Origin of the sequence: Chitinophaga sp. (assembly GCF_017745275.1) — a bacterium.
Classification (GTDB): domain Bacteria; phylum Bacteroidota; class Bacteroidia; order Chitinophagales; family Chitinophagaceae; genus Chitinophaga.
On record NZ_JAGHZS010000001.1, the window covers coordinates 158,465 to 179,606 of the forward strand.

Annotated in this window: 22 protein-coding genes; 13 read left to right on the forward strand and 9 right to left on the reverse strand. The window is 45.7% G+C overall.

Annotated features, from left to right (window positions below):
* The first annotated feature begins 82 nt into the window (after positions 1-82).
* Both J7623_RS00715 and J7623_RS00720 read left to right on the forward strand, forming a co-directional pair.
* A complete protein-coding gene (locus J7623_RS00715; protein WP_291916045.1) occupies positions 83-823 on the forward strand; it encodes a GH25 family lysozyme in 741 nt (246 codons plus the stop codon).
* 18 nt (positions 824-841) lie between these two features.
* Positions 842-1,129 (forward strand): hypothetical protein, encoded by a 288-nt coding sequence (locus J7623_RS00720; protein WP_291916047.1) that lies wholly within the window; start codon positions 842-844, stop codon positions 1,127-1,129.
* Here J7623_RS00720 and J7623_RS00725 read toward each other — a convergent pair whose 3' ends face one another.
* Positions 1,130-1,675: a CAP domain-containing protein gene (locus J7623_RS00725; protein WP_291916050.1), complete on the reverse strand. Its 546-nt coding sequence runs from the start codon at positions 1,673-1,675 to the stop codon at positions 1,130-1,132.
* Positions 1,676-2,054: 379 nt separating this feature from the next.
* Between J7623_RS00725 and J7623_RS00730 the strand changes: the two genes are divergently transcribed.
* Positions 2,055-2,243 (forward strand): hypothetical protein, encoded by a 189-nt coding sequence (locus J7623_RS00730; RefSeq protein ID WP_291916053.1) that lies wholly within the window; start codon positions 2,055-2,057, stop codon positions 2,241-2,243.
* A gap of 107 nt (positions 2,244-2,350) precedes the next feature.
* On the opposite strand, the gene J7623_RS00735 is transcribed toward J7623_RS00730, so the two are convergent.
* Positions 2,351-2,788 carry a nuclear transport factor 2 family protein gene (locus J7623_RS00735; RefSeq protein ID WP_291916055.1) on the reverse strand — a complete coding sequence of 146 codons (438 nt, stop codon included), beginning with the start codon at positions 2,786-2,788 and terminating at the stop codon, positions 2,351-2,353.
* A gap of 118 nt (positions 2,789-2,906) precedes the next feature.
* Here J7623_RS00735 and J7623_RS00740 point away from each other — a divergent pair, with 118 nt between their 5' ends.
* The 4 genes from J7623_RS00740 (at position 2,907) to rmuC (ending at position 7,744) form a co-directional block, all read left to right on the forward strand.
* Positions 2,907-4,097, forward strand: coding sequence for a DegT/DnrJ/EryC1/StrS family aminotransferase (locus J7623_RS00740; RefSeq protein ID WP_291916057.1), 1,191 nt, complete (start codon positions 2,907-2,909; stop codon positions 4,095-4,097).
* A 99-nt stretch (positions 4,098-4,196) separates the two neighbouring features.
* Complete coding sequence (kdsB, locus tag J7623_RS00745; RefSeq protein WP_291916060.1) at positions 4,197-4,922, forward strand: 3-deoxy-manno-octulosonate cytidylyltransferase; 726 nt, start codon at positions 4,197-4,199, stop codon at positions 4,920-4,922.
* 20 nt (positions 4,923-4,942) lie between these two features.
* Positions 4,943-6,019, forward strand: coding sequence for an iron-containing alcohol dehydrogenase family protein (locus J7623_RS00750; RefSeq protein WP_291916062.1), 1,077 nt, complete (start codon positions 4,943-4,945; stop codon positions 6,017-6,019).
* A 225-nt stretch (positions 6,020-6,244) separates the two neighbouring features.
* Entirely contained in the window at positions 6,245-7,744 is a 1,500-nt protein-coding gene (gene rmuC / locus J7623_RS00755) for a DNA recombination protein RmuC (RefSeq protein ID WP_291916065.1), read from the forward strand.
* Between the two features lie 127 nt (positions 7,745-7,871).
* Here the strand turns inward: rmuC and J7623_RS00760 are convergent, their stop codons facing one another.
* Positions 7,872-9,056 (reverse strand): MFS transporter, encoded by a 1,185-nt coding sequence (locus J7623_RS00760; RefSeq protein ID WP_291916068.1) that lies wholly within the window; start codon positions 9,054-9,056, stop codon positions 7,872-7,874.
* Between the two features lie 174 nt (positions 9,057-9,230).
* Between J7623_RS00760 and J7623_RS00765 the strand changes: the two genes are divergently transcribed.
* The 3 genes from J7623_RS00765 (at position 9,231) to J7623_RS00775 (ending at position 11,156) form a co-directional block, all read left to right on the forward strand.
* On the forward strand, positions 9,231-9,701 hold the full coding sequence (locus J7623_RS00765; protein WP_291916070.1) for a DNA starvation/stationary phase protection protein: 471 nt from the start codon (positions 9,231-9,233) through the stop codon (positions 9,699-9,701).
* 124 nt (positions 9,702-9,825) lie between these two features.
* Positions 9,826-10,611: an NYN domain-containing protein gene (locus J7623_RS00770; protein WP_291916073.1), complete on the forward strand. Its 786-nt coding sequence runs from the start codon at positions 9,826-9,828 to the stop codon at positions 10,609-10,611.
* A 2-nt stretch (positions 10,612-10,613) separates the two neighbouring features.
* Positions 10,614-11,156 (forward strand): O-acetyl-ADP-ribose deacetylase, encoded by a 543-nt coding sequence (locus J7623_RS00775; RefSeq protein ID WP_291916075.1) that lies wholly within the window; start codon positions 10,614-10,616, stop codon positions 11,154-11,156.
* 173 nt (positions 11,157-11,329) lie between these two features.
* Here J7623_RS00775 and J7623_RS00780 read toward each other — a convergent pair whose 3' ends face one another.
* The 4 genes from J7623_RS00780 to J7623_RS00795 form a co-directional block, all read right to left on the reverse strand.
* Positions 11,330-11,473 carry a hypothetical protein gene (locus tag J7623_RS00780; protein ID WP_211970874.1) on the reverse strand — a complete coding sequence of 48 codons (144 nt, stop codon included), beginning with the start codon at positions 11,471-11,473 and terminating at the stop codon, positions 11,330-11,332.
* A gap of 70 nt (positions 11,474-11,543) precedes the next feature.
* Positions 11,544-13,517 carry a dehydrogenase E1 component subunit alpha/beta gene (locus J7623_RS00785; RefSeq protein ID WP_291916079.1) on the reverse strand — a complete coding sequence of 658 codons (1,974 nt, stop codon included), beginning with the start codon at positions 13,515-13,517 and terminating at the stop codon, positions 11,544-11,546.
* Positions 13,518-13,549: 32 nt separating this feature from the next.
* Positions 13,550-13,900: a phage holin family protein gene (locus tag J7623_RS00790; protein WP_291916081.1), complete on the reverse strand. Its 351-nt coding sequence runs from the start codon at positions 13,898-13,900 to the stop codon at positions 13,550-13,552.
* A gap of 146 nt (positions 13,901-14,046) precedes the next feature.
* Positions 14,047-14,979, reverse strand: a complete 933-nt coding sequence (locus J7623_RS00795) for a TIM barrel protein (RefSeq protein WP_291916083.1) — start codon at positions 14,977-14,979, stop codon at positions 14,047-14,049.
* 177 nt (positions 14,980-15,156) lie between these two features.
* Here J7623_RS00795 and J7623_RS00800 point away from each other — a divergent pair, with 177 nt between their 5' ends.
* From J7623_RS00800 to J7623_RS00810, 3 genes are all read left to right on the forward strand, one after another.
* Positions 15,157-16,122, forward strand: coding sequence for an SUMF1/EgtB/PvdO family nonheme iron enzyme (locus J7623_RS00800; RefSeq protein ID WP_291916085.1), 966 nt, complete (start codon positions 15,157-15,159; stop codon positions 16,120-16,122).
* A gap of 37 nt (positions 16,123-16,159) precedes the next feature.
* Positions 16,160-17,491 carry a Gfo/Idh/MocA family oxidoreductase gene (locus tag J7623_RS00805; protein ID WP_291916087.1) on the forward strand — a complete coding sequence of 444 codons (1,332 nt, stop codon included), beginning with the start codon at positions 16,160-16,162 and terminating at the stop codon, positions 17,489-17,491.
* Between the two features lie 108 nt (positions 17,492-17,599).
* On the forward strand, positions 17,600-18,892 hold the full coding sequence (locus J7623_RS00810) for a D-alanyl-D-alanine carboxypeptidase (protein WP_291916089.1): 1,293 nt from the start codon (positions 17,600-17,602) through the stop codon (positions 18,890-18,892).
* Here the strand turns inward: J7623_RS00810 and J7623_RS00815 are convergent.
* On the reverse strand, positions 18,889-19,542 hold the full coding sequence (locus tag J7623_RS00815; protein WP_291916092.1) for a hypothetical protein: 654 nt from the start codon (positions 19,540-19,542) through the stop codon (positions 18,889-18,891). The two genes, J7623_RS00810 and J7623_RS00815, sit on opposite strands and share 4 nt — an antisense overlap.
* 103 nt (positions 19,543-19,645) lie before the next feature.
* Positions 19,646-21,025 carry a carboxypeptidase-like regulatory domain-containing protein gene (locus J7623_RS00820; RefSeq protein ID WP_291916095.1) on the reverse strand — a complete coding sequence of 460 codons (1,380 nt, stop codon included), beginning with the start codon at positions 21,023-21,025 and terminating at the stop codon, positions 19,646-19,648.
* Positions 21,026-21,142 lie beyond the last annotated feature (117 nt).

The window sequence follows — 21,142 nt, forward strand, 5'->3', positions numbered from 1 at the left end:
GCCTATACTTGCTGAAAAAAAAGGACTGTCGGCAATTATTACAGCATCCTTACCCAATTACCCTGCAACTAACTGAAGCAAAGTGAAAAGCATCTGGATCAGATTATTATTAATAATAGTGGCTGTATTGGCCTATATATGGTGGAAAGAGCGAGATAAAGGGATCACCTTTGTGAGGTATGAGGAATTTGGAATAGATATGCCGGTGAATTACAAAATTCATGGGATTGACGTGTCTAAGTTTCAGAAGGAGATTAACTGGCAGGCTGTTAAGCAAATGCAGGTGGATAAAATTCGTATATCCTTTGCCTTTATTAAGGCCACCGAGGGTATCACCCGCCAGGACGCCGCCTTTAAACAAAATTGGGACAGGGCAGGGAAGGCCGGCATTATCAGGGGGGCATATCACTTCTTTTATGCTACCCGCGATCCGTTGAAGCAGGCAATTAACTTTCATAATGTAGCAGACCTGCAATCCGGAGATCTGCCGCCAGTGCTGGATATAGAAACCAGCAATAATCAGCCGGCAGCGGTGATCCGGAGCACCGCAAAGATCTGGCTGGAGGAAATGGAGAAGGTGTATAAGGTGAAGCCTATTATTTACACCAATATTCATTTTTATGAAACCTACCTGGGCAACGAATTCGACCGTTACCCATTATGGATTGCGCACTACTACCAGAAGGAAAAGCCCCGTTCAGACCGCAGCTGGCTGTTTTGGCAACACAGCGATATTGGGCGGGTAAATGGGATCCGGACCACTGTTGATTTCAATGTATTTAAAGGAGATAGTGCTGCACTTGCAAAACTGTGCATACCTTAGTAGTGCATATCATTTACTATGGCAGAAGAACCCGTTACAACAGAAAACCAGGAAAAACCGCCGGAAGATCCTAATAAGATGGATTATGAGTTGTTTCACTTCCTCATAAAAATCATGCGCACCATCTTCATCGGTTTATTCTGGATGTTAAGCAATATATTCCTGGGCCTGTATCTTGGCTTTGCAGAGCCGGAGGCGTCTACCCCCGGCCGGATGATCTTTTTCTACTCCTGGTTTGGTATTACCCTGCTTGCTTACCTCTATTATGTAAGGCGCGCCTGGCGTAAAAAAATGAGTGCGCCGTGATTAATGCACTGCATTTCTTTTGCCCAGCTCCATGGTCCAGCTACTATTGTAGCGGCCTACTCCAATTTCTGTAAACATTGGATCCATCATATTATGACAGTGTTTTGGGCTATTTAACCAGCCCAGGATGACAGCCTGCTCATCCATGTTGCCGGAGGCAATATTTTCTCCATAGTAATTCCACTTATAGCCGGCAGCATCCAGGCGGGCGCCGGGAGTAGAGCCACTGGGGGAATTGTGATCAAAGTATTTATTGATCGACATGTCTTTGCTATGATCGTAAGCAGCTTTTTCCAGCAGGCCATTCCAGGTAAGTGCTCCTACCGCGGGCATTTGATCTGTTCCACACTTGCAGCCACGACTGCGAAGTCCATTCACCAATACCAGCAAAGCGTTGCGGTCTACCTTATTTTCAGGAACAACAGAAGTGTCAGCCGGCGGATTTTTGCCTGCTTCAATGGGGGTAACACCGGCGGTTTTGGTGCAACTGCAATAAAAAATAGTGGCCATCGCGATGACGGCAGTACGGATAATTTTCCCGGACATAACCAGTAATAAGTTATAGTAAATAGATACCGGGTTCTAAACAGGACTTGGATTAAAACTAAAAAGAGGCTTTAGGCAGGAACTTGATTAAAACTATAGTTGGTTGACCAGAGGTTATGGGTTAAAACGTGAACCAAAGATAGGAAGTAGATATGAAAGATTGATTATAGCTTTTGTAAATCTAATGTTAATCACAACTGCTATATCTCCGCAGTTAGTCGTTGTATTTCTTTCCCATTGTGAATCAGCCGTTTGTGGAGCGGATGCCCCGTATACAGTTCGCTATCACGTCAAAAATGGCCCATTTCCGCGGTGGAATAGTCTTTGTGACCCCCTATTGTTGAACACTTAAATTTTTCATCTTCAAACGAGTGATATCATGAAAAAACGTGCAGCAGAGAACTACTCCGACGATTATCAGCAAAGGAAGAAGAAACCGGCAGACATACTGGACCAGGACAAGGGTACCACTACACGTAACCCTTTACATGGCCGGTTGTCCGATACACCTGAAAAGGAAAACAAGGCAGTGAGGGACAGTGAAAAATCAAAAAAAACAAAGCATTAACATATTACCATATCTGATTGAAAACGCTATTTTTTTAGATGAAGAAGTCCCGAACTTCTTTAATGTTGTGGTGTATAACGGCCATCCTAATCATAGGATGGTTTTTTTTAGCTGGTGTGATCTTCTATAATTTTCCATTCTCCCTTTATTTTCTTCAATATCAGGCTGAAATGCCCTTCCAGGTCACCAATGCTGCGTTGCAGATGCCATTTACCCACTAACAGGTATACATTAGCGGCGAGGGGCTTGAATTCCAGTAATTTAAAATCCAGTTTACCCATGGTAGTGGCATCGGGATAGGTTTTCTTGTAACGGTCTAAAGTGGCTTGCCAACCGTAAGTAATGCCGCTTTTACCAACGAATAGCAAGGAGTCGGAATGCCAGTAGGTTTGCATAAAGCCTTCAATATCTCCGTTATTCCAGGCGGTGGTTTGCGCCGTCATGAGGGCGGTAATTTTTTGTTGGTCGCCGGAAGGGGCTTGCTGGGCTTGCGCGGGCACGCCTGCGGTAGCACCCAATAGCATAAGGAACAGAATAAAACGCATGTTAAATTTTTAGCAAAAGATAAACAGTTTTTCCGATGTAACGCAATGCTGATTATAGTAACTTTGCAGCATTATTTTTTGCACATCACTTACAATTATATTTAAAAATCAACAGTTTATGCCCGGATATGAACTATTTGGAGCCGAGGAAAGGAAAGAAGTAAACGACGTACTGGAAACCGGTATCATGATGCGTTATGGATTTGATGGTCCGCGTAAAGGCATCTGGAAAGCAAAAGAGCTGGAACAGGCCATTTGCGATAAACTGAATGTACAGTATACCCAGCTTGCTTCCAGTGGTACTGCCGCATTAACTACGGCAATGGCTGCACTCGGACTCGGTGCCGGCGATGAAATCATCATGCCCACCTTTACATTTGTTGCCAGCTTTGAATCCGTATTTTCTGTAGGTGCCACCCCGGTGCTGGTAGATGTGGATGATACCCTCACCCTGGATCCTAAAGCCGTGGAAGCTGCTATCACTCCACGTACCAAAGCAGTAATGCCGGTGCATATGTGCGGTGCTATGGCCGATCTGGATGCCTTGCAGGCGATCTGCAAAAAACATAATCTCTTCCTGCTGGAAGATGCGTGCCAGTCGTTCGGCGCCTCTTACAAAGGTAAAGCCCTGGGATCTATCGGTGACGCCGGTACGTTCTCTTTCGACTTTGTAAAAACCATTACCTGCGCAGAAGGTGGTGCCATCATTACCAACAACAAAGACGTTTATACTAAATGTGACGGATATACGGATCACGGACATGATCACCTTGGTGTAGACCGTGGTGCAGACCTGCATCCGTTTATAGGCTACAACTACCGTATCTCCGAATTGCATGCTGCAGTGGGGCTGGCACAAATCCGCAAACTCGACAACTTCCTCACGATACAACGTAAAACCAAGAAAATATTCAAAGATGCGCTGGCTACCGTGCCTGGCGTAACTTTCCGCCGCTTGCCAGATGAAGCTGGTGATAGCGCTACTTTCCTGTCGTTCTTCCTGCCGGATACAGCCAGCGCGGAGAAAGCTGCTGCTGCTATGAAGGCAGCCGGCCTGGTAGCATTCCACTACTACAATAACAACTGGCACTACATCCGTCAGTGGCAGCACTTCAAAGAAGGAGCCGTATTAACTCCTTTTGCGAAAGAGCTGAAACAAGCCATGGAAGTGTATAAAACAAAAGAATTCCCAGCTTCTGACGCCATCATCGGCAGAAACATTTCCACTCCTATTAACCTGGGCTGGAGCGATACAGAAATCCAGGAAAGAGCTGAAAAGCTGGTGAAGGCTGTAAAAAGCGCATTATAAGCTCGCAAAGATGCAGAGAGGTAAAGGCGCAAAGAAATTTAAATCTTCGCTCCTTTTCGCCCTTGCTTCTCTGCATCTTTATGAGACAAAATATATAACATGAGAAAAGTTGCGTTGATACCTGCCCGTTATGGTGCCTCCCGTTTTCCTGGTAAAATGATGGCTAAACTGGGCGACAAATCTGTGATTCTGCGTACCTACGAATCAACTGTCAATACCGGGGTATTTGATGAAGTCATGGTGGTAACAGACAGTGAACTGATCTACAATGAAATTGTTAATAATGGCGGAAAGGCAGTCATGAGCCAAAAGGAGCATGAATGTGGTACCGATCGTATAGCCGAAGCCGTTGTGGGCATGGATGTGGATATTGTAGTGAATGTTCAGGGAGATGAGCCATTTACACAAAAAGAGCCACTGGAAAAGTTGCTGAAGGTATTTGAAGGGGAAGAAGGTAAAAAAGTACAGGTAGCCTCACTGATGCAGGTACTGAAAGATCCGGCTTCCATAGAAGATCCTAACTATGTAAAAGTAGCAGTAGATAAAAACTTCAACGCCCTGTTTTTCTCCCGCTCCGTGATTCCTTATCCAAGGGATAAAAACGTGCAGTCGATTTATTACGAGCATATCGGTATTTATGCTTTCCGCAAACAAACATTACTGGACTTCACGCAGATGGCGGTAACTCCGTTGGAAGCTGCTGAAAAAATTGAATGTTTGCGCTACCTGGAAAATGGTATCCCTATGAAAATGGTGGTAACAGCTTACATGGGCGTGGAAATTGATACTCCGGAAGACCTGGAGAAAGCAGCAAAACTTTTATAACATCTAACTAACAGGGATATATGAAATTCAGGAACTTTAAAATGGTGGACTATGTAGTTTACGGCAGCGGATGTTTTGATCAGCTGGGTGAAATAATAGCCCCTAAGCGAGTAGGTGATGCTCCCATGATATTTTTTGTGGATGAGTATTTCCAGGATAAGCAGGAATTTTTGTCCCGCATACCGTTACAAGGTAAGGACAAGATTGTGGTGATTGATGTAACGGATGAACCTAAAACCAAGACGGTAGATAAAATCCGTGATGAGCTGAAGGCTGAATTTGGTACCGTATCCGGTATCATTGGCATTGGTGGCGGTTCTGTAATGGACATGGCCAAAGCAGTAGCTTTGATGATGACAAACGTAGGTTCTTCTGCCGACTATCAGGGCTGGGATCTCGTAAAGGTAGCGGGTGTATATAAAGTAGGTATTCCTACCATTTCCGGTACCGGTGCGGAAGTAAGCCGTACCTGCGTATTAACAGGCCCTACCCGTAAACTGGGTATGAACTCAGATTTTACGCCTTTTGATCAAATTGTACTGGATCCTTCGCTGACTAAAACAGTGGAGCCTAACCAGCGCTTTTATACTGCAATGGACTGCTTCATTCACTGTGTGGAATCGTTGCAGGGTACTTATCTGAACGCATTCAGTCAATCTTACGGGGAAAAGGCACAGGAACTGTGTGAAGAAATTTTCCTGCAGAAAGCGCAATGGGATGATGATGCAGATGAGAAACTGATGATGGCATCCTATGCCGGTGGTATGAGCATTGCTTATTCCCAGGTAGGGGTAGCGCATGCGGTGAGCTATGGACTGGCATACCTGCTGGGGACTAAACATGGTATTGGTAACTGTATCGTGTTTGACAAGCTGGAGGAGTTTTATCCCGAAGGCGTGGCAAAGTTCAAGGAAATGGTGAAAAAGCACAATATTGATATCCCTCAGGGTATTACCAAAGGCTTAACAGATGAGCAGTTTGATACCATGATCAATGTATCACTGGGTATGGCGCCACTCTGGGAAAACGCCCTGGGTAAAGACTGGAAAGAAATCATGACCCGCGAAAGACTGCGTAAGCTGTACGAGCGGTTATAATGCATATTGTCTGGATCAGGAGTAAACCGATTAGACTGATTTTATTTTTATAAGTTTTCGGGAAGATATGAGTGAGTTTATCCACTTATGTCTTCCCGAATTTTTTTATTTCGCTTCTGGTAAAGGAAATCAGCCTAATCGGTTTACTCCTGATCCAGACAAGATATCCGCAACGCAAATTCAATGCGTAGAAAAAAAGTATTATTGTAAAGGGGGAAGATTATCATGCTGATATTATTGATTATTTCGGGAATAGGCTTGCTGGTACTGGGATATGCTTTATTTGCAGTGAAGCAGCAACAAAAAGCACAGCAGGCACAGGAAGCTGCGCAGGCGGCGCAACTCACCGCAGTGCAGGCCAGTTACTCTAATCTACAGGCTGGTTATGCCGCTCAGCAGGAGCAATACCATTTGCTGGAAGCCAAACAGGATTACCTGCAAAGCATGCTGGATGATAAAGCCGCGTTGGTGAAAGAGAAGCAGCAGCAACTGGAACGGATAAACGAAGAGTTTTCCGTATTAATGTCTGAGCAGGGGCGCCTGATGGAGCAAAACAAATACCTGCAGCAACAACTGCTGGGAGAAAAGGAAAGATTGCAACAGGTACAGCAGGACTTTAAAGTACAATTTGAAAATATTGCCCAGCAACTGTTACAGCGGATCTCCGGCACCTTTATGGAACAGAATAAGGTGAAGATGGATGATGTGCTGAAGCCCTTATCTGAAAAGATAGATAACTTCCGCAGTAGTGTACAACAATCGTTGCTGGCGGAAACGGCCCAGCGTACAGAGTTGAAGAATGAACTACAGCGGTTGCTGCTGCTCAACCAAACCCTTTCTAAAGAAGCCAATAACCTGACCAATGCCCTGAAGGCGGATACCAAGAAACAGGGGAACTGGGGAGAAATGATACTGGAACGGGTGCTGGAAGCTTCGGGCCTGGAAAAGGGCGTGCATTACTTCACACAGGACGCGCAAAGAGATGAGACCGGGCAATTGAGAAAACCGGATATGGTACTGCAACTACCTGAAAACAGGCAGTTGGTCATCGACTCAAAGGTATCATTGAAAGCATATGAACAGTATTGCAGCGCCACCACAGAGGATGATAAAAAGTATGCGCTGAAAATGCACCTGCAATCGGTAAAAAACCACATCAGCGAATTAAGCGCCAAAGCATATCATACACTCTATAAAAATACAACCGACTTTGTAATGCTGTTTATCCCCATTGAGCCGGCTTATGCGCTGGCCATCATGCAGCAGGATGAAGATCTGTACGACTTTGCCTTCCGTAAAAGAATCATATTGGTGAGTGTACCTTCCTTGCTGGCCACACTGCGGGTAATCGATAATATGTGGCGACTGGATAAACAGAATAAAAATGCGGAGGAAATAGTGCGGCAGGGCAGTGCGCTGTATGATAAATTTGTAGGCTTCGCAGAAGATATGGGCTTGATCGGGGAACACCTGAAACGTAGCCAGAACGTTTATGATAGCGCCATGAATAAGCTTCTCACCGGCAATGGTAACCTGGTAGGGCGTGCTGAGAAAATGCGTAAGCTGGGGCTGGATAATAAGAAAACGCTGCCCAAAGAAATGACGGCAGAACCGCTGCCACTGGAAGAAGAGACCATCACGATAATCCCGGTTGATCTGCCATCCGGCCAAGAAGGAATATCTGAAACTTCCACATCTGAAGAAAACAGGATACTTGAATCCTAAAATGATATCGCCCTCCATTACATAAAGCATGGAGGGCGTTTCAATAATATGCTTACTTGCCCTACAGTAAACCATTTATAAGATAGCTTACGCACACTTACCCGGTAGCAAACTGGTTACACACCTGCTACATCACCGATTGCTCCGTTTTCCGGGGACGATAAATAAAGCTGAGATATAAAGTAGCCAGCAATGTAATACCTGCCATCACATAAAATGTGAGGGGGAAGTTATCCGATTTGTTGTTGTAAATAAAGGCTGAGAAATAAGCCCCCAGCCCAATACCTGCTTCCATCGCAATATACATGCTCGCCAATGCGCGCCCACGGTGCTGGGGTTGGCCCAAATCGACAGTCCATGCGGTTACAGCCGGTGAATTAAGCCCAACCGATATACCATATAACACGGCCGATGCCATCAATAAAGTACTGCTATTGGCGAGCCCCATCATCAACATAGAACCAGCCATCAGGATGGAAGACGCTTTCAATATAGGAACCCGCCCGTATTGGTCAGATACCTTGCCAGCCAACAGCCGGATACCAATAGAACTGGCCGTAAAGAAAGTATAGAATACACCCTTATTGGAGATGCCCAGGAAGGCACAGAAGTCGGGTATAATCGTAAGTATCACACCATAACTGAAATAGGTAAGAAAACAAACAATTACGGGAGACCACACCAGCGGTTCAAAAATTTCATCACCGGAAATTTTCAGTAACGATAAACGGAAGGGCTGCTTATTTGTCAGTGTTTCTTTCATGCCAATCAGGATCACAACTGACAATAACGCAAACACCGCCGACAACTGGAACATAATGTTAATATTCCATCTTACAGCTACGTAGCCGCCAATAGCCGGTCCCATCGCCATACCAATGGTGCTGAACAAACCTACCATTCCCATTGCTTCCCCACGCCGGTTCACAGGTACCATATCGGATACATAAGCGGAAGTCCCTGTAGGCTTAAATCCTGTAGAAAACCCATGGAAGAAGCGTAATAACAGGAACGCGCCCACAGAGCTGATCATGGGGTATAGCAAGCTACAAATCACACAGATAAGTGATCCGAAAATCATTACCGGCACCCGCCCAATAGTATCCGTAAGTTTACCGCTGAAAGGCCGTGAAAGCCCCGCCATTAATGTAAACAAACCAATGATATATCCTTTATAATCTGCGCCACCCATCCGGGTAAGATAAGCTGGCAGCTCTGGAATCATCATGTTAAAGCTGGCGGAAAAGAGGGCATTGCTAAGGCAAAGTAGTATGAAATGAAGGGTATAAATTCTTCCGGTCGACTGATACATGTCCGCAAAATTAGGAACTATGGTACAATTTTAGCAAAGTAATTGGCGCCGAAACAGCATGAACAAAAACAGGGTTATACCTGTTTATATTAACCGGTTGTTAAATCATGACAACTATCATCATTATCTGTTAGCGGAATTAGTAAATTTATAGTAACCAAAAAAAGCCGTGATATGAAAATAAACATTGGTGTATCAGCAGAACACACGAAACAAATAGCATTAGAATTGAACAAAGTTTTAGCAGATGAATTGTTGATTTATGCTAAAACAAGAAACTCACATTGGAATATCGAAGGCAGCAACTTCATGGAAATGCACAAGTTCTTCGAAGAACAATATGAAGAACTGGAAGAATATGGCGATGAAGTAGCAGAATATATCCGCTCCATCGGACATTATGCACAAGGGCGCTATGCAGACGTATTGAAACTCACCAACCTGCTGGAATCTGAATATTCCAACAATCAGAAAACACAGTTGCAGGAATTACTGGATGATCATGAAACTATTATCCGCAACCTGCGCAGACTGATCGACGAATTTGATACCAAGTATAAGGACAAAGGCGCTGCGGATTTTGCTACGCAAATGTTGCAAAAACACCTGAAACTGGCCTGGATGATCCGTTCCTATCTCAAATAGTTTTTCACCAATATAAAAAAACGTGTTAGTTACAGTAAAAACAGGCTGTAACTAACACGTTTTTAGTTTTCAGTAATTGGCTACATTTGTTAGTGTTGACCCTTCATCCCAAAAACAAAAAACAATGGATAATACCACAAGTGACCTCCGCCTGGCGGTACTGATAGACGCAGACAATATACCTTATCACAATATCAAGGGTATGCTTGAAGAAGTAGCGAAATATGGCAACCCAACCTTTAAGAGAATTTATGGCGATTGGACCAAACCCACTGTAGTGGGCTGGAAGAGCGTACTGCTGGACTACGCGATTACACCCATTCAACAATACAGTTATACCTCCGGAAAAAATGCTACCGATTCGGCCATGATTATAGACGCCATGGACATTTTATATACCGGTCGGGTGGATGGATTTTGCCTCGTATCAAGCGATAGTGATTTTACCCGCCTGGCCACCCGTCTCCGCGAGGCGGGGATGCGCGTGTATGGTATGGGAGAGAAGAAAACACCCAGCGCATTCCGGGCGGCTTGTGATAAATTCATTTACCTGGAAATATTGCAGGTACGGAAAAAAGCCGATGCTGACACCGATACAGATATAGAGGGAGATACAGACACCAGTGGCAAAACAAAATCTTCCAAAAGCAAAAGAAATAGCATCAGCAAAGCGGATAAGCAATTGATTTCCCTGTTATCCACCAGCGTTAATGACATCGCAGACGAAGATGGATGGGCCTACCTGGGCGAATTGGGCAACCTGTTACTGAAGAAGCAACCCGATTTTGACGCCCGTAACTACGGCTACAATAAGCTATTACAACTGCTGAAAAGCTTTCCTAATTTCGAAATAGATATCCGGGAAAGTGGTAAGAAAACCGGAAAACTTGTGTACGTAAGAACTGTATAACGATGGCATACCGAAAAATCAAAATTATCCAGGGCGATATCACCAAAGTAAAAGCCGATGCTATTGTTAATGCAGCCAATTCTTCTTTGCTAGGTGGAGGAGGTGTAGACGGCGCCATCCACAGAGCCGGAGGACCTGCGATACTGGCTGACTGCAGGGCTATTGTGGCCCGGCAGGGAGGTTGTAAAACCGGTGAAGCCGTGATTACTACCGCAGGGCGTTTACCAGCCCAACACGTTATCCACACCGTTGGACCTGTATGGAATAATGGAACCCACCAGGAAGAGAAGTTACTGGCCAACTGCTATCAGCACTCCCTGGAGCTGGCGTCCAGGCATCATTTGAAGTCAGTGGCTTTTCCCAATATCAGCACCGGGATTTATCATTTCCCTAAAGACCTGGCGGCTTTTATTGCAATGAATACCGTCGTGAAATATTTGGAAACACATCCTGAAATGGAAGAGGTGATATTTGTATGCTTTGATGAGGAGAATCTCCGCTATACCGAACAGTATTATAATCTGCATATCCGCCCGGAAGAATAGAAGCAGGGTAACATTGGGGATGTTGAGGCGCTCCGTTCGTCTGAGCCGGCGTAGAAGGATTTGATAGAGGAGGTATTGACTAAAAGATACGCAAGCACTAATGCAGATATACAAAAGGCTTCCCATATAGGAAGCCTTTTGTTGTATAGTGCGATGTGAAAAAGCGGATGTTGTTAGATTTTTGCGTACTTCACCCAGGCGTAAATAAACATTGCAGCAAAAACAATAATGGCTACAGGCGCCAAAAAGTGACCAATACTATCGCCAACTTTATAAAAGTTAGTGGTGTGTACTACTGTTAAAAGATTCGTCAACATAGTATAATGATTTATTTAATTCCGGGTGCAAATTAAAACTTTCGACCCAAATTCCCAATCAAAGGCGCTATTACCATGTGGTTAATTGTGCAATAGACTCATCCAGCCTTGATTTGGCCAGAAAATTTTTTTCCAGCGCCCCCGCAAACGGGATAGGGGTGTCGAGGCTGGCGCATCGCATTACCGGGGCATCCAGGAGGGAAAAGCAGTGTTCGGCAATCCATGCGGCAATTTCTGCCCCAAAGCCACCCGTGAGCGTGTCTTCGTGGAGTACCAGCACTTTGCCGGTGGCGGCTACTATCTCGCGGATAGCAGTGTAGTCCAGCGGTACCAGGGTACGCAGGTCCAGGATACCGATAGAGATTTCCGGATGCTGGATGGCATACTCCATGGCCCAGTGAACACCACTGCCATAGGTGATAATGCTGATATCTTCTCCGGGCTGTATGAGCGCGGCTTTTCCAATCTCAATCGTGTAATAATCTTCCGGTACATTTCCGGTCACACTCCGGTAAAGGGCTTTGTGCTCAAAAAACATGACAGGGTTGGGATCGGCAATAGCCGCCGCCAGCAAGCCTTTGGCGTCTGCCGGGCTGGCAGGATATACCACTTTGAGGCCAGGAACATGCGTAAACCACGCTTCGTTACTCTGGGAGTGGAAAGGCCCGGCCCCAACACCGGCGCCGGTGGGCATGCGAATCACCACATCGGCGGGTTGTCCCCAGCGGTAGTGTATTTTAGCCAGGTTATTCACGATCTGATTAAAACCACAGGTAACAAAATCGGCAAACTGCATCTCCATCACGCTTTTGAAGCCGCCAATAGAGAGTCCCAGTGCAGTGCCCACAATAGCACTTTCACATAACGGGGTGTTGCGTACCCTGTCTTTCCCAAAAATTTCTACTAAGCCCTCTGTGATTTTAAAGGCACCACCATATTCAGCAATATCCTGCCCCATGAGGATAAGCTCAGGATGCTTTTCCATGGCTTGCTTTAAGCCATCGGAGATAGCATTGATAAAACGTTTTTCGGAAGATAGGCCTGTAGCAGCTACCACGGCGGGAGCGGGGGCGTACAGGTCGTTGACTTCTATTGATGTATTGGCAACAATAGGCGTGTCTATCAATCCACGGGCTACCGCCGCTTCAATATCGTGTTTCAGTTCCTCGCGAATGGCCGTAATATCAGCAGCAGTAAAGATATTGGCTTCCTGCAGCCAGGCCTCATATTGCAGTATAGGATCTTTCTTTCCCCATTCCTCAAAGAGGGCAGGGGGCACATATTTCACGCCACTGGCTTCTTCATGGCCCCGCATGCGGAAGGTCATCGCTTCTATCAACACCGGTTTTTGCTGTTGAATTGCATATGCACGCGCAGTACGCACGGTTTGGTATACTTCCAGCAGGTTGTTACCGTCTACCTGTACGCCTTCCATGCCGTACCCGATGGCTTTATCCACCAGGCTGGCACAATGATATTGTTCTGCAACGGGCGTACTCAGCCCGTAGCCATTATTTTCTATGAGAAAGATAACCGGGAGTCCCCACACAGCAGCCACATTGAGGGCTTCATGGAATTCGCCTTCACTGCTACCTCCTTCGCCGGTAAAGGCCAGGGATACTTTCTTTTCTTTTTTCAACTGATGTGCAAGCGCGATGCCATCGGCGATAGACAGTTGTGGTCCCAGGTGCGAAATCATACCGCAGATATGATGTTCCCGGCTGCCAAAGTGGAAGGAGCGCTCCCGTCCTTTGCTGTAGCCGTGTTCGCTACCTTGCCATTGCAGCAGTAGTTTATCCAGGGGCATGTTACGCGTGGTAAATACGCCGAGGTTGCGATGCAGGGGCATGATCCATTCGTCTGTATCCAGTGCCAGGGTGGCGCCTACGGCAATAGCTTCCTGGCCTATGCCTGAAAACCATTTACTGATTCTTCCCTGTCGCAATAGCAACAGCATCTTTTCCTCTATCAGCCGCGGATACAGCAGCGCTTTATAGAAAGATTGTAATTGGGGATCGCTCAGGTCCGACCGGTCAAAGTACATGGGTGGGTTGTTTAACAGGCAGTGAGGTAAAACTAATCGTTGTTATTACCTGCAATACTGAGCATCACGCTATTGATGATGGTCATGATAATACTGAACAGCAATGCCCACCAGAAACCATCTACTTTGAAGCCTGGTACCAGCTTTGCTGCCAACAGAATAATCAATGCATTGATAACAAAAAGGAATAAACCCAGTGTAATAATCGTAACCGGGAAGGTAAGTACAACAAGCAATGGCCTTACCAACGCATTTAATAGGGCTAATACCAAAGCCAGGATCAGCGCGGTAATGAAGTCATCAACTTTTACTGCAGGCTTCAACAGGTAAGCGGTTAACATGGCGGCTAAGGCACTAACTAGTATGCGGATCAGAAAACCCATAGCAGATTGTTTTACTAGTTAAGATAACGAAAAAAGAATTACGAATTTCAAATTACGAATTACGGATTTGTGAGGAAACAGTAAACGCGAACATTCGCGTCTATCTCGTCACAAATCCGTAATTCGTAATTTGAAATTCGTAATTCTTACAGGAAGCTGTCGGCTTCCCTGTAAGCTTTAATCAGGGCAGCTTCTCCTTCTTTACCTTTGCCGGAGATGCCATGTTCCATGCCCAGCACGCCGTTGTATCCTTTTTTGTGGAGATGCTTAAAAATATTTTTATAGTTGATTTCGCCGGTGCCCGGTTCCTGACGGCCGGGATTATCGCCAATCTGTATATAGGCAATTTCATCCCAGCACATATCCAATACCGGGATCAGGTTGCCCACATTGCGCTGCATATGATAGATGTCGTATAGAATCTTGCAGGAGGGACTTTTCACGGCTTTACAGATTTCATAGCTCTGTTCTGCGGTGCGGAGAAATAGTTCAGGTGTATCGCTCAGTGGTTCCAGTACCATCACCAAACCATGTGGCTCAAATATTTCTGCACCAGCGCGCAGGGCGTCTACCACATGTGCGGTTTGAATACCCATAGGTAAGTTACGGTCAAAGAATCCAGGAACAACAGTAGCCCATTTTGCGTTACAGCGTTTGGCAGTTTCTACGCTGTCTTTACAGGTTTTAATAAACGCATCTTTAAATTCCTGTTTACCGGTAGTCAGTGAAGTTTTCCAGTTGTTGCCGGTATCTACTACAAACACGCCCATTTGCATGCCTAATTTATTCAGCAGTTCTCCTATTTTGGATTGCTCTGCGGACGGGCGCCCTAACATACCATTATCTTCGATTGAGCGGAAGCCCTGGTCGTATGCGTATTTTATCTGGTCAAGGAAATTTTCGCCGGCATTGTTTTTAAACATGCCATCATGCGGACCGTAGTTCAGGTTAAAGGGTTTTCCTTTCAAATCGTTACTATTACTGCCTGCTGCGGCTTGTGCGGTATTGCCAATGCTGCCCAGCGCCAGTGCTGAAATGCCGGCCAGGGTGCCGTTTTGCAGGAATTTTCTTCTTTCCATAACGTTAGAATTGATTATAGGTAATGATAGCGTTAAATTTAATAGGTTTTGCAAGGAAATGCTAATATTCATGAAAAATTTTCAATTCATCAGCCATTATTCGCATTCATCAAAAAATATTGCTTTCCAGATTGCTTTTTTTTAAATTCACCCACTTTATATTTTCAATCACGTTAGATGACTAAACCGTATGTGGCCTTACTGCTGAGTGGTCTACTCAGCCAGGTGGTAGTAGCGCAATCGAATCAGGCGTTCGAAACTTATAGCCAGCAAATTCCCGGCACAGATGTCAGTTTCAAGATGGTGGCCATCAAGGGAGGAAATTTTAAACTGGGTAGCCCAGATAACGAAAAGGGCAGGAAGAATGATGAAGGCCCTGCTAAAGAGGTACAGGTATCTGACTTTTGGATAGGCGCTACAGAAGTGACTTTCGACGAATACGACGTTTATTCTGACGCGGAAAAAGATAAAACACCCGTGCCGGATGGCATGACCCGTCCCAGCCCACCATATATTGATCTTACTTTAGGGATGGGTAAAGCGGGCGGTTTTCCTGCCAACAGTATGAGCCAATACGGCGCCCTGATGTATTGCAAATGGCTGTACATCAAAACAGGCGTATTTTATCGCCTGCCTACCGCAGCAGAATGGGAATATGCCTGCCGAGCCGGATCTGCCACCGCGTATCCTTTTGGCGCTGATGCATCCCAATTGAAGGAATATGCCTGGTACAAAGACAACAGCGGACAGAAATATCATAAAGTAGCGCAACTGAAACCCAACGCTTGGGGATTATATGATATGCTCGGCAACGTAGAAGAATGGACCATGGACCAGTACGAAGAAAACGGTGTGGCCAACGCACAGGTACAAAACCCCTGGACGGTTCCCACTGCCAAAACACCACGACTGCTGAAAGGTGGTAGCTTCCAGGATGAAGCCCCGCTGCTGCGTAGTGCGGCCCGCCTGAAATCAGATCCCATTTGGAACCGCCGCGACCCACAGATCCCTAAAAGCTCGTGGTGGAATGCCGACGCCCCTTTTGTTGGATTTAGAATTGTGCGTCCTGCCAAACAACCAACAGCCGCAGAAGCCGAACAGTTTTTTGAAGACATGATCGCGAAATATAAAGGTGCACGCTAGAAAAACTCAACATCCTAAAATCTAAAAAATCTTCTTCATGGACAACGAAAAGAAATTCCACGGTGAGGGCCGCCGCGAATTCGTTAAGCAAACCTCTTTGCTTGCGGGTGGATTGCTGGCGATGCCTATTTTATCTAAAGCTAACTTTTTCTCCGGATCTAATGATGTCATTAAAATTGCACTGATTGGTTGTGGTGGCCGTGGTACCGGCGCTGCTACACAGGCCCTGAGCACCAAAGAAAACGTGCAACTGGTAGCCATGGCAGATGCATTCCCCGACAGACTGGCCGACAGCTACGCCAATATCAAAGAAGCATTGGGCGATAAAGCCAGCCGCGTAAATGTTCCGGAAAGCAATAAATTCATTGGTTTCGACGCATATAAACAAGCCATCGCATTGGCCGATGTGGTAATACTGGCGACGCCTCCGGGTTTCAGGCCTTTTCATTTTGAAGAAGCCATTCGCCAGGGTAAGCATGTGTTTATGGAAAAGCCGGTAGCCACAGATCCCGCCGGTATCAAAAAAGTACTTGACGCCGCCGCTGTAGCTAAAACTAAAAAACTGAATGTAGTAGTAGGTTTGCAACGCCGCTACCAAAACTCTTACCGCGAACTGTACAAACGCTATAAAGATGGTATCATTGGCGATATGCTGTCTGCACAGGTATGGTGGAACCAGGGTGCCCTGTGGGTAAAACCACGCAAACCAGAGTATACTGAAATGGAATACCAGATGCGCAACTGGTACTACTTCAACTGGCTCTGTGGTGATCATATCGTAGAACAGCATATCCATAACATTGATGTAGGTAACTGGTTCATGGGCGAAACACCAGTAACAGCAGGAGGTATGGGCGGTCGTGCTGTACGTACCGGTAAAGAATTCGGTGAAATTTATGACCATCACTACGTAGAATACCGCTACGCCAACGGCGTAGTAATGAACAGCCAGTGTCGCCACTGGAAAGATGCGCCCAGCAAAGTAGATGAAGAAATTGTGGGTACAAAAGGTCGTATCCTCTGTGACAAAGCACAAATTGTGGATCACAAAGGAAAAGTATTGTACCAGTTTGATAAGAAAAAAGAAAACAACCCTTATCAAACTGAGCACGACGAACTGTTTGCCGCCATCGCGAAAGGAGAATACAAATTTGCGGATGCCGAAAGAGGAGCCCAGGCAACACTGAGCGCTATTATAGGCCGGTTAGCCACCTATTCCGGTCAGGTAATTGATTGGAATGTAGCATTGAACTCCGGTCTGGACCTGCATCCTAAAACATATTCATTTGATGCGCAACCGCCGGTAATGCCGGACGCATCTGGTAATTATGCTTATGCGAAACCAGGTATTACCAAATATTTTACCTGAGAAAAAGTAAACAAGTAACATTTCGGATCAGGGATTTGCGGAAGGATTTGTCATCAGATCTTTTCACAAATCCCTGATTTCGTAAGGTACAATTCGTAATTTCCTGCTATGAAAAGAACATTCCTGCTGATAACATCCCTGTTTTTATTGATTACAGCTACTGCACAGGTAGCAGCCATCAGGAAATGGGCGGAATCGGAATTGTTACATCGCGCTCCTGTGGAGCAGGCCCACGTGGGGATTTGTATCTATGAACCAGCTACCGGAAAATACTGGTACCAATACCAGGATCACAAATTTTTTACACCCGCTTCCAACATGAAAATCTTCTCCCTCTATGCCGGGTTGAAGCTGTTGGGCGACTCCTTACCCGCTGCCCGCTATTATGAAAATGATACTGCCTTGTTTGTAAAAGGAATGGGCGATCCTTCTTTCCTGCACCCGGAATTTGTCTACCAGCCTTTGCTACAGCTGTTACAGCAAACCAATAAAAAGATTTACCTGGTGCCGGGCGTAAACAGGAACCAGCGCTATGGTTCAGGCTGGGCCTGGAATGATTATGCAGATGATTATCAACCAGAGCTAAACGAATGGCCGATGTACGGTAACGTGGCACGCATCAGCCACCATGGCGATAGCAGTAGCATTGTGCCTGCTACTTTTGACCTGGATATTACAGTAGATGATACCCTCAGCGAAGCCATCACTGCCAGGGACGAACGCCATAATTTCTTCTCCCTGAAATATAATCCCCGCAGCCGGGAAACCATTAATGCAGAGGTGCCCTTTATTACCGGGTCTGTACCCGATTTACGCCAACGGCTGGAAGATACCCTGCATAAGCGTGTAGGGCTGGCAGTTACACCGCCCAAAGTAAAGTTTAACATCCTCCGCAGTATACCGGTGGATTCCATGTTTGTTCCGATGATGCACCGCAGCGATAATTTCTATGCGGAACAAACCCTGATGATGGCATCATCACTGCTATGGGATACTATCAGCAGCGAAAAAATGATTGACTACCTGTTAACGAATGACTTAAAAGGACTACCCGATTCGCCGCAATGGAAAGATGGCTCCGGGCTTTCCAGGTACAACCTGTTTTCGCCGGCCGATTTCGTGGCTGTGCTGCAGTTGATGCAGCAACAGTTTCCAAAGGAAAGGTTATGGGAGATCCTCCCTACTGGCGGGAAAGGAACGCTGAGAAACTACTACCAGCAACAATTTGTACATGCCAAAACGGGCACTATAAATGGGGTAGTTACACTCAGTGGCTACCTGGTAACAAAGAAAAATAAACAGCTGGTATTCAGTGTGCTGGTGAATAACCACCATGAATCGGCCACCAGCGTGAGAAGAGCGGTAGAACGCTTACTCACAATGGTTTGGAAGGAATATTAAGGCAGCAGTGTGTAGCCAACAATAGTGGTGGTATCCTGTAACTGGTCTGATTCTATCAGGCCCACGCCACGGCCGTAATAACTGGTAGAGATGGTGCCTACCGAAACCGGGTTGTTAAGTATAATTGCGTAAGCGTCCATTCTTACTGCGATCACTTCCGCATAATCTTTCCCGTTCACTTTTTTAGTAATCCCTTTCTGGGTAATGGTATATTCCAGGATGCCGGAGCTGGTAGCACCACCATTGCTCACGGTAATGGTATCTTTCCAGGTGGTACCGGCAGGGGCGTTATCTTTCAAATAGGTGAGCCGCAGATCGTCAGCACTATATCCCTGAAAAGTAAGGATACTGGCTACCTGGGTATAAATGCCGTCTTTACAGTTAGAGCAGGTAAAAACACTGTCGTTGCCAACAATTTTATACACGTTTCCATTGATCGTTGTATCGCCTGAAACAGTAAATGTATACCGGATTGTGTCTTTCGCGCTATTCACATTCATATAGGAAAAGGAAGAGCCTTTTGTATAAGGGGCATAGTCGCAGTTGCTGGCTGGCGGGGTATTATCATCTTCCCTGCTCATTTCCTTACTACAGGAGAATAGCAGGGTCACGGCAGCAAGGATAGCGATGAGAAAGTAACAGTTTTTCATAACACTATATGCTTTGATATCTCTATAACGCTGATGGGTATAAATTTATGCAAAAAAAGCCATTAGCAAATCATGCTAATGGCTTTTAATTAGTTGTGCCTGATTATTCGGCGGAAGTTAAATCGCAAGCCAATAAATCTTTGATATAGTCTTTAGGCGTTACCGTCATATCACTGGGTACTGATTTGTTGGTATCCGTATCTATTGCCTTGAAGTGGGCGGTAGTGTTATCGGTATTGCAACGGATAATGCCAATAGCATATTTGCCTTCGGTTATCGGACTACGATATTCCACACCATCTATGGTGATAAATACTGCACCATTTTTAACGGGAGCTTTGCTGCAGTTGGTCACTACACCACTAAAGTGCAGATAACGTTCCGTTAGCGGGTTTAATCTTACTACACCCAGGTTGGTGCTATCCTGGAAGGGACCAATAATACGGGACTCGATAAGGGTATTACATCCGTTGGATACCATCAGGGTAAGCGTCTCATTTTTTGAAATATGACCGGCAAATACCCCGTTTTCATTGGTATATCCGAAAGATGGATGTCCGATGCCGCCTTTGAAACTGAGCGATACATTCGGCAACGGGGTGCCGTTGGCATCCTGCAGGGTTACGCGGAAGTTCACCGTGTTAAATGACAATGCCGGTGTCCAGGTGGTAAAATATTTTAAGGTGCCGGTATAGCTATCACCTGTTTTGGTAGCGCTGCCATCTTCACGCCATACGCGGGAGCTGTCTTCAAAATGCCAGAGTGGAACAGCATCTGGTGCTATGCTTTTAAGCGTGGCAGGAATCGGCAGTTTAAAGGAAACAGATTTGCTGGTGTCCAAGTGCAGCTTTTCACCACTTTCACTCTGGAGTTCCAGCGCCATCATACCGAATGACTGGATAGCAGTGAGCGAATTGTTTTTATTGATAGCACGCAGATCGCCGGGCATAATGTCTGCATAATCAGCCCGCTCCGGGTTAATAGGTGCATAAAACAAAGATACCTTGCCGGCATAGGGCTTATTATCCGCTCCCAGCACTTGTTGGGCTACAAAGGTGAACTGGGTATTGGAAATGGTGATAGTGCCGCCGGTGGCAGCATCAAAAACACCTACTGATTTTTTCGGTAATAACTGTATACGAACAAACTGTAATTTATCGGGAGTGGCTATACGAAAGGTGCGAACGCCAGTGAAATAACCTGTTTTTTGCGCCGTAACTACAGCTGCTACCTCGTTGGCATTCACTTTGGCAAACAGGAAACTGCCATTGGCATCGGTGGTAGCAGTGAGCTCCCCGCATTTTACAGTAGCGCCGGCTACCGGTTTATTGGTTTCATCCAGTATGATACCCTGGACAGCGCTACTTACTTTCTTATCCGGGATAGGGGATTGTACCGTATTATTACCATTAGGATCTGGGGAATTAAAATTTGTGGTGCTCTTGTTACAGGCCATCAATATGCTTACTGGAAGAATAACCAAGCATAACTTTTTCTTGAACATAGAAGTCTGAATATTTGAAAAGTTGATAAATAGGAATCTTTTCCCGTCCCGGTTCCTTGTTTTAGTGCTACAGCCTTTACTACAGCAATTGTTCAC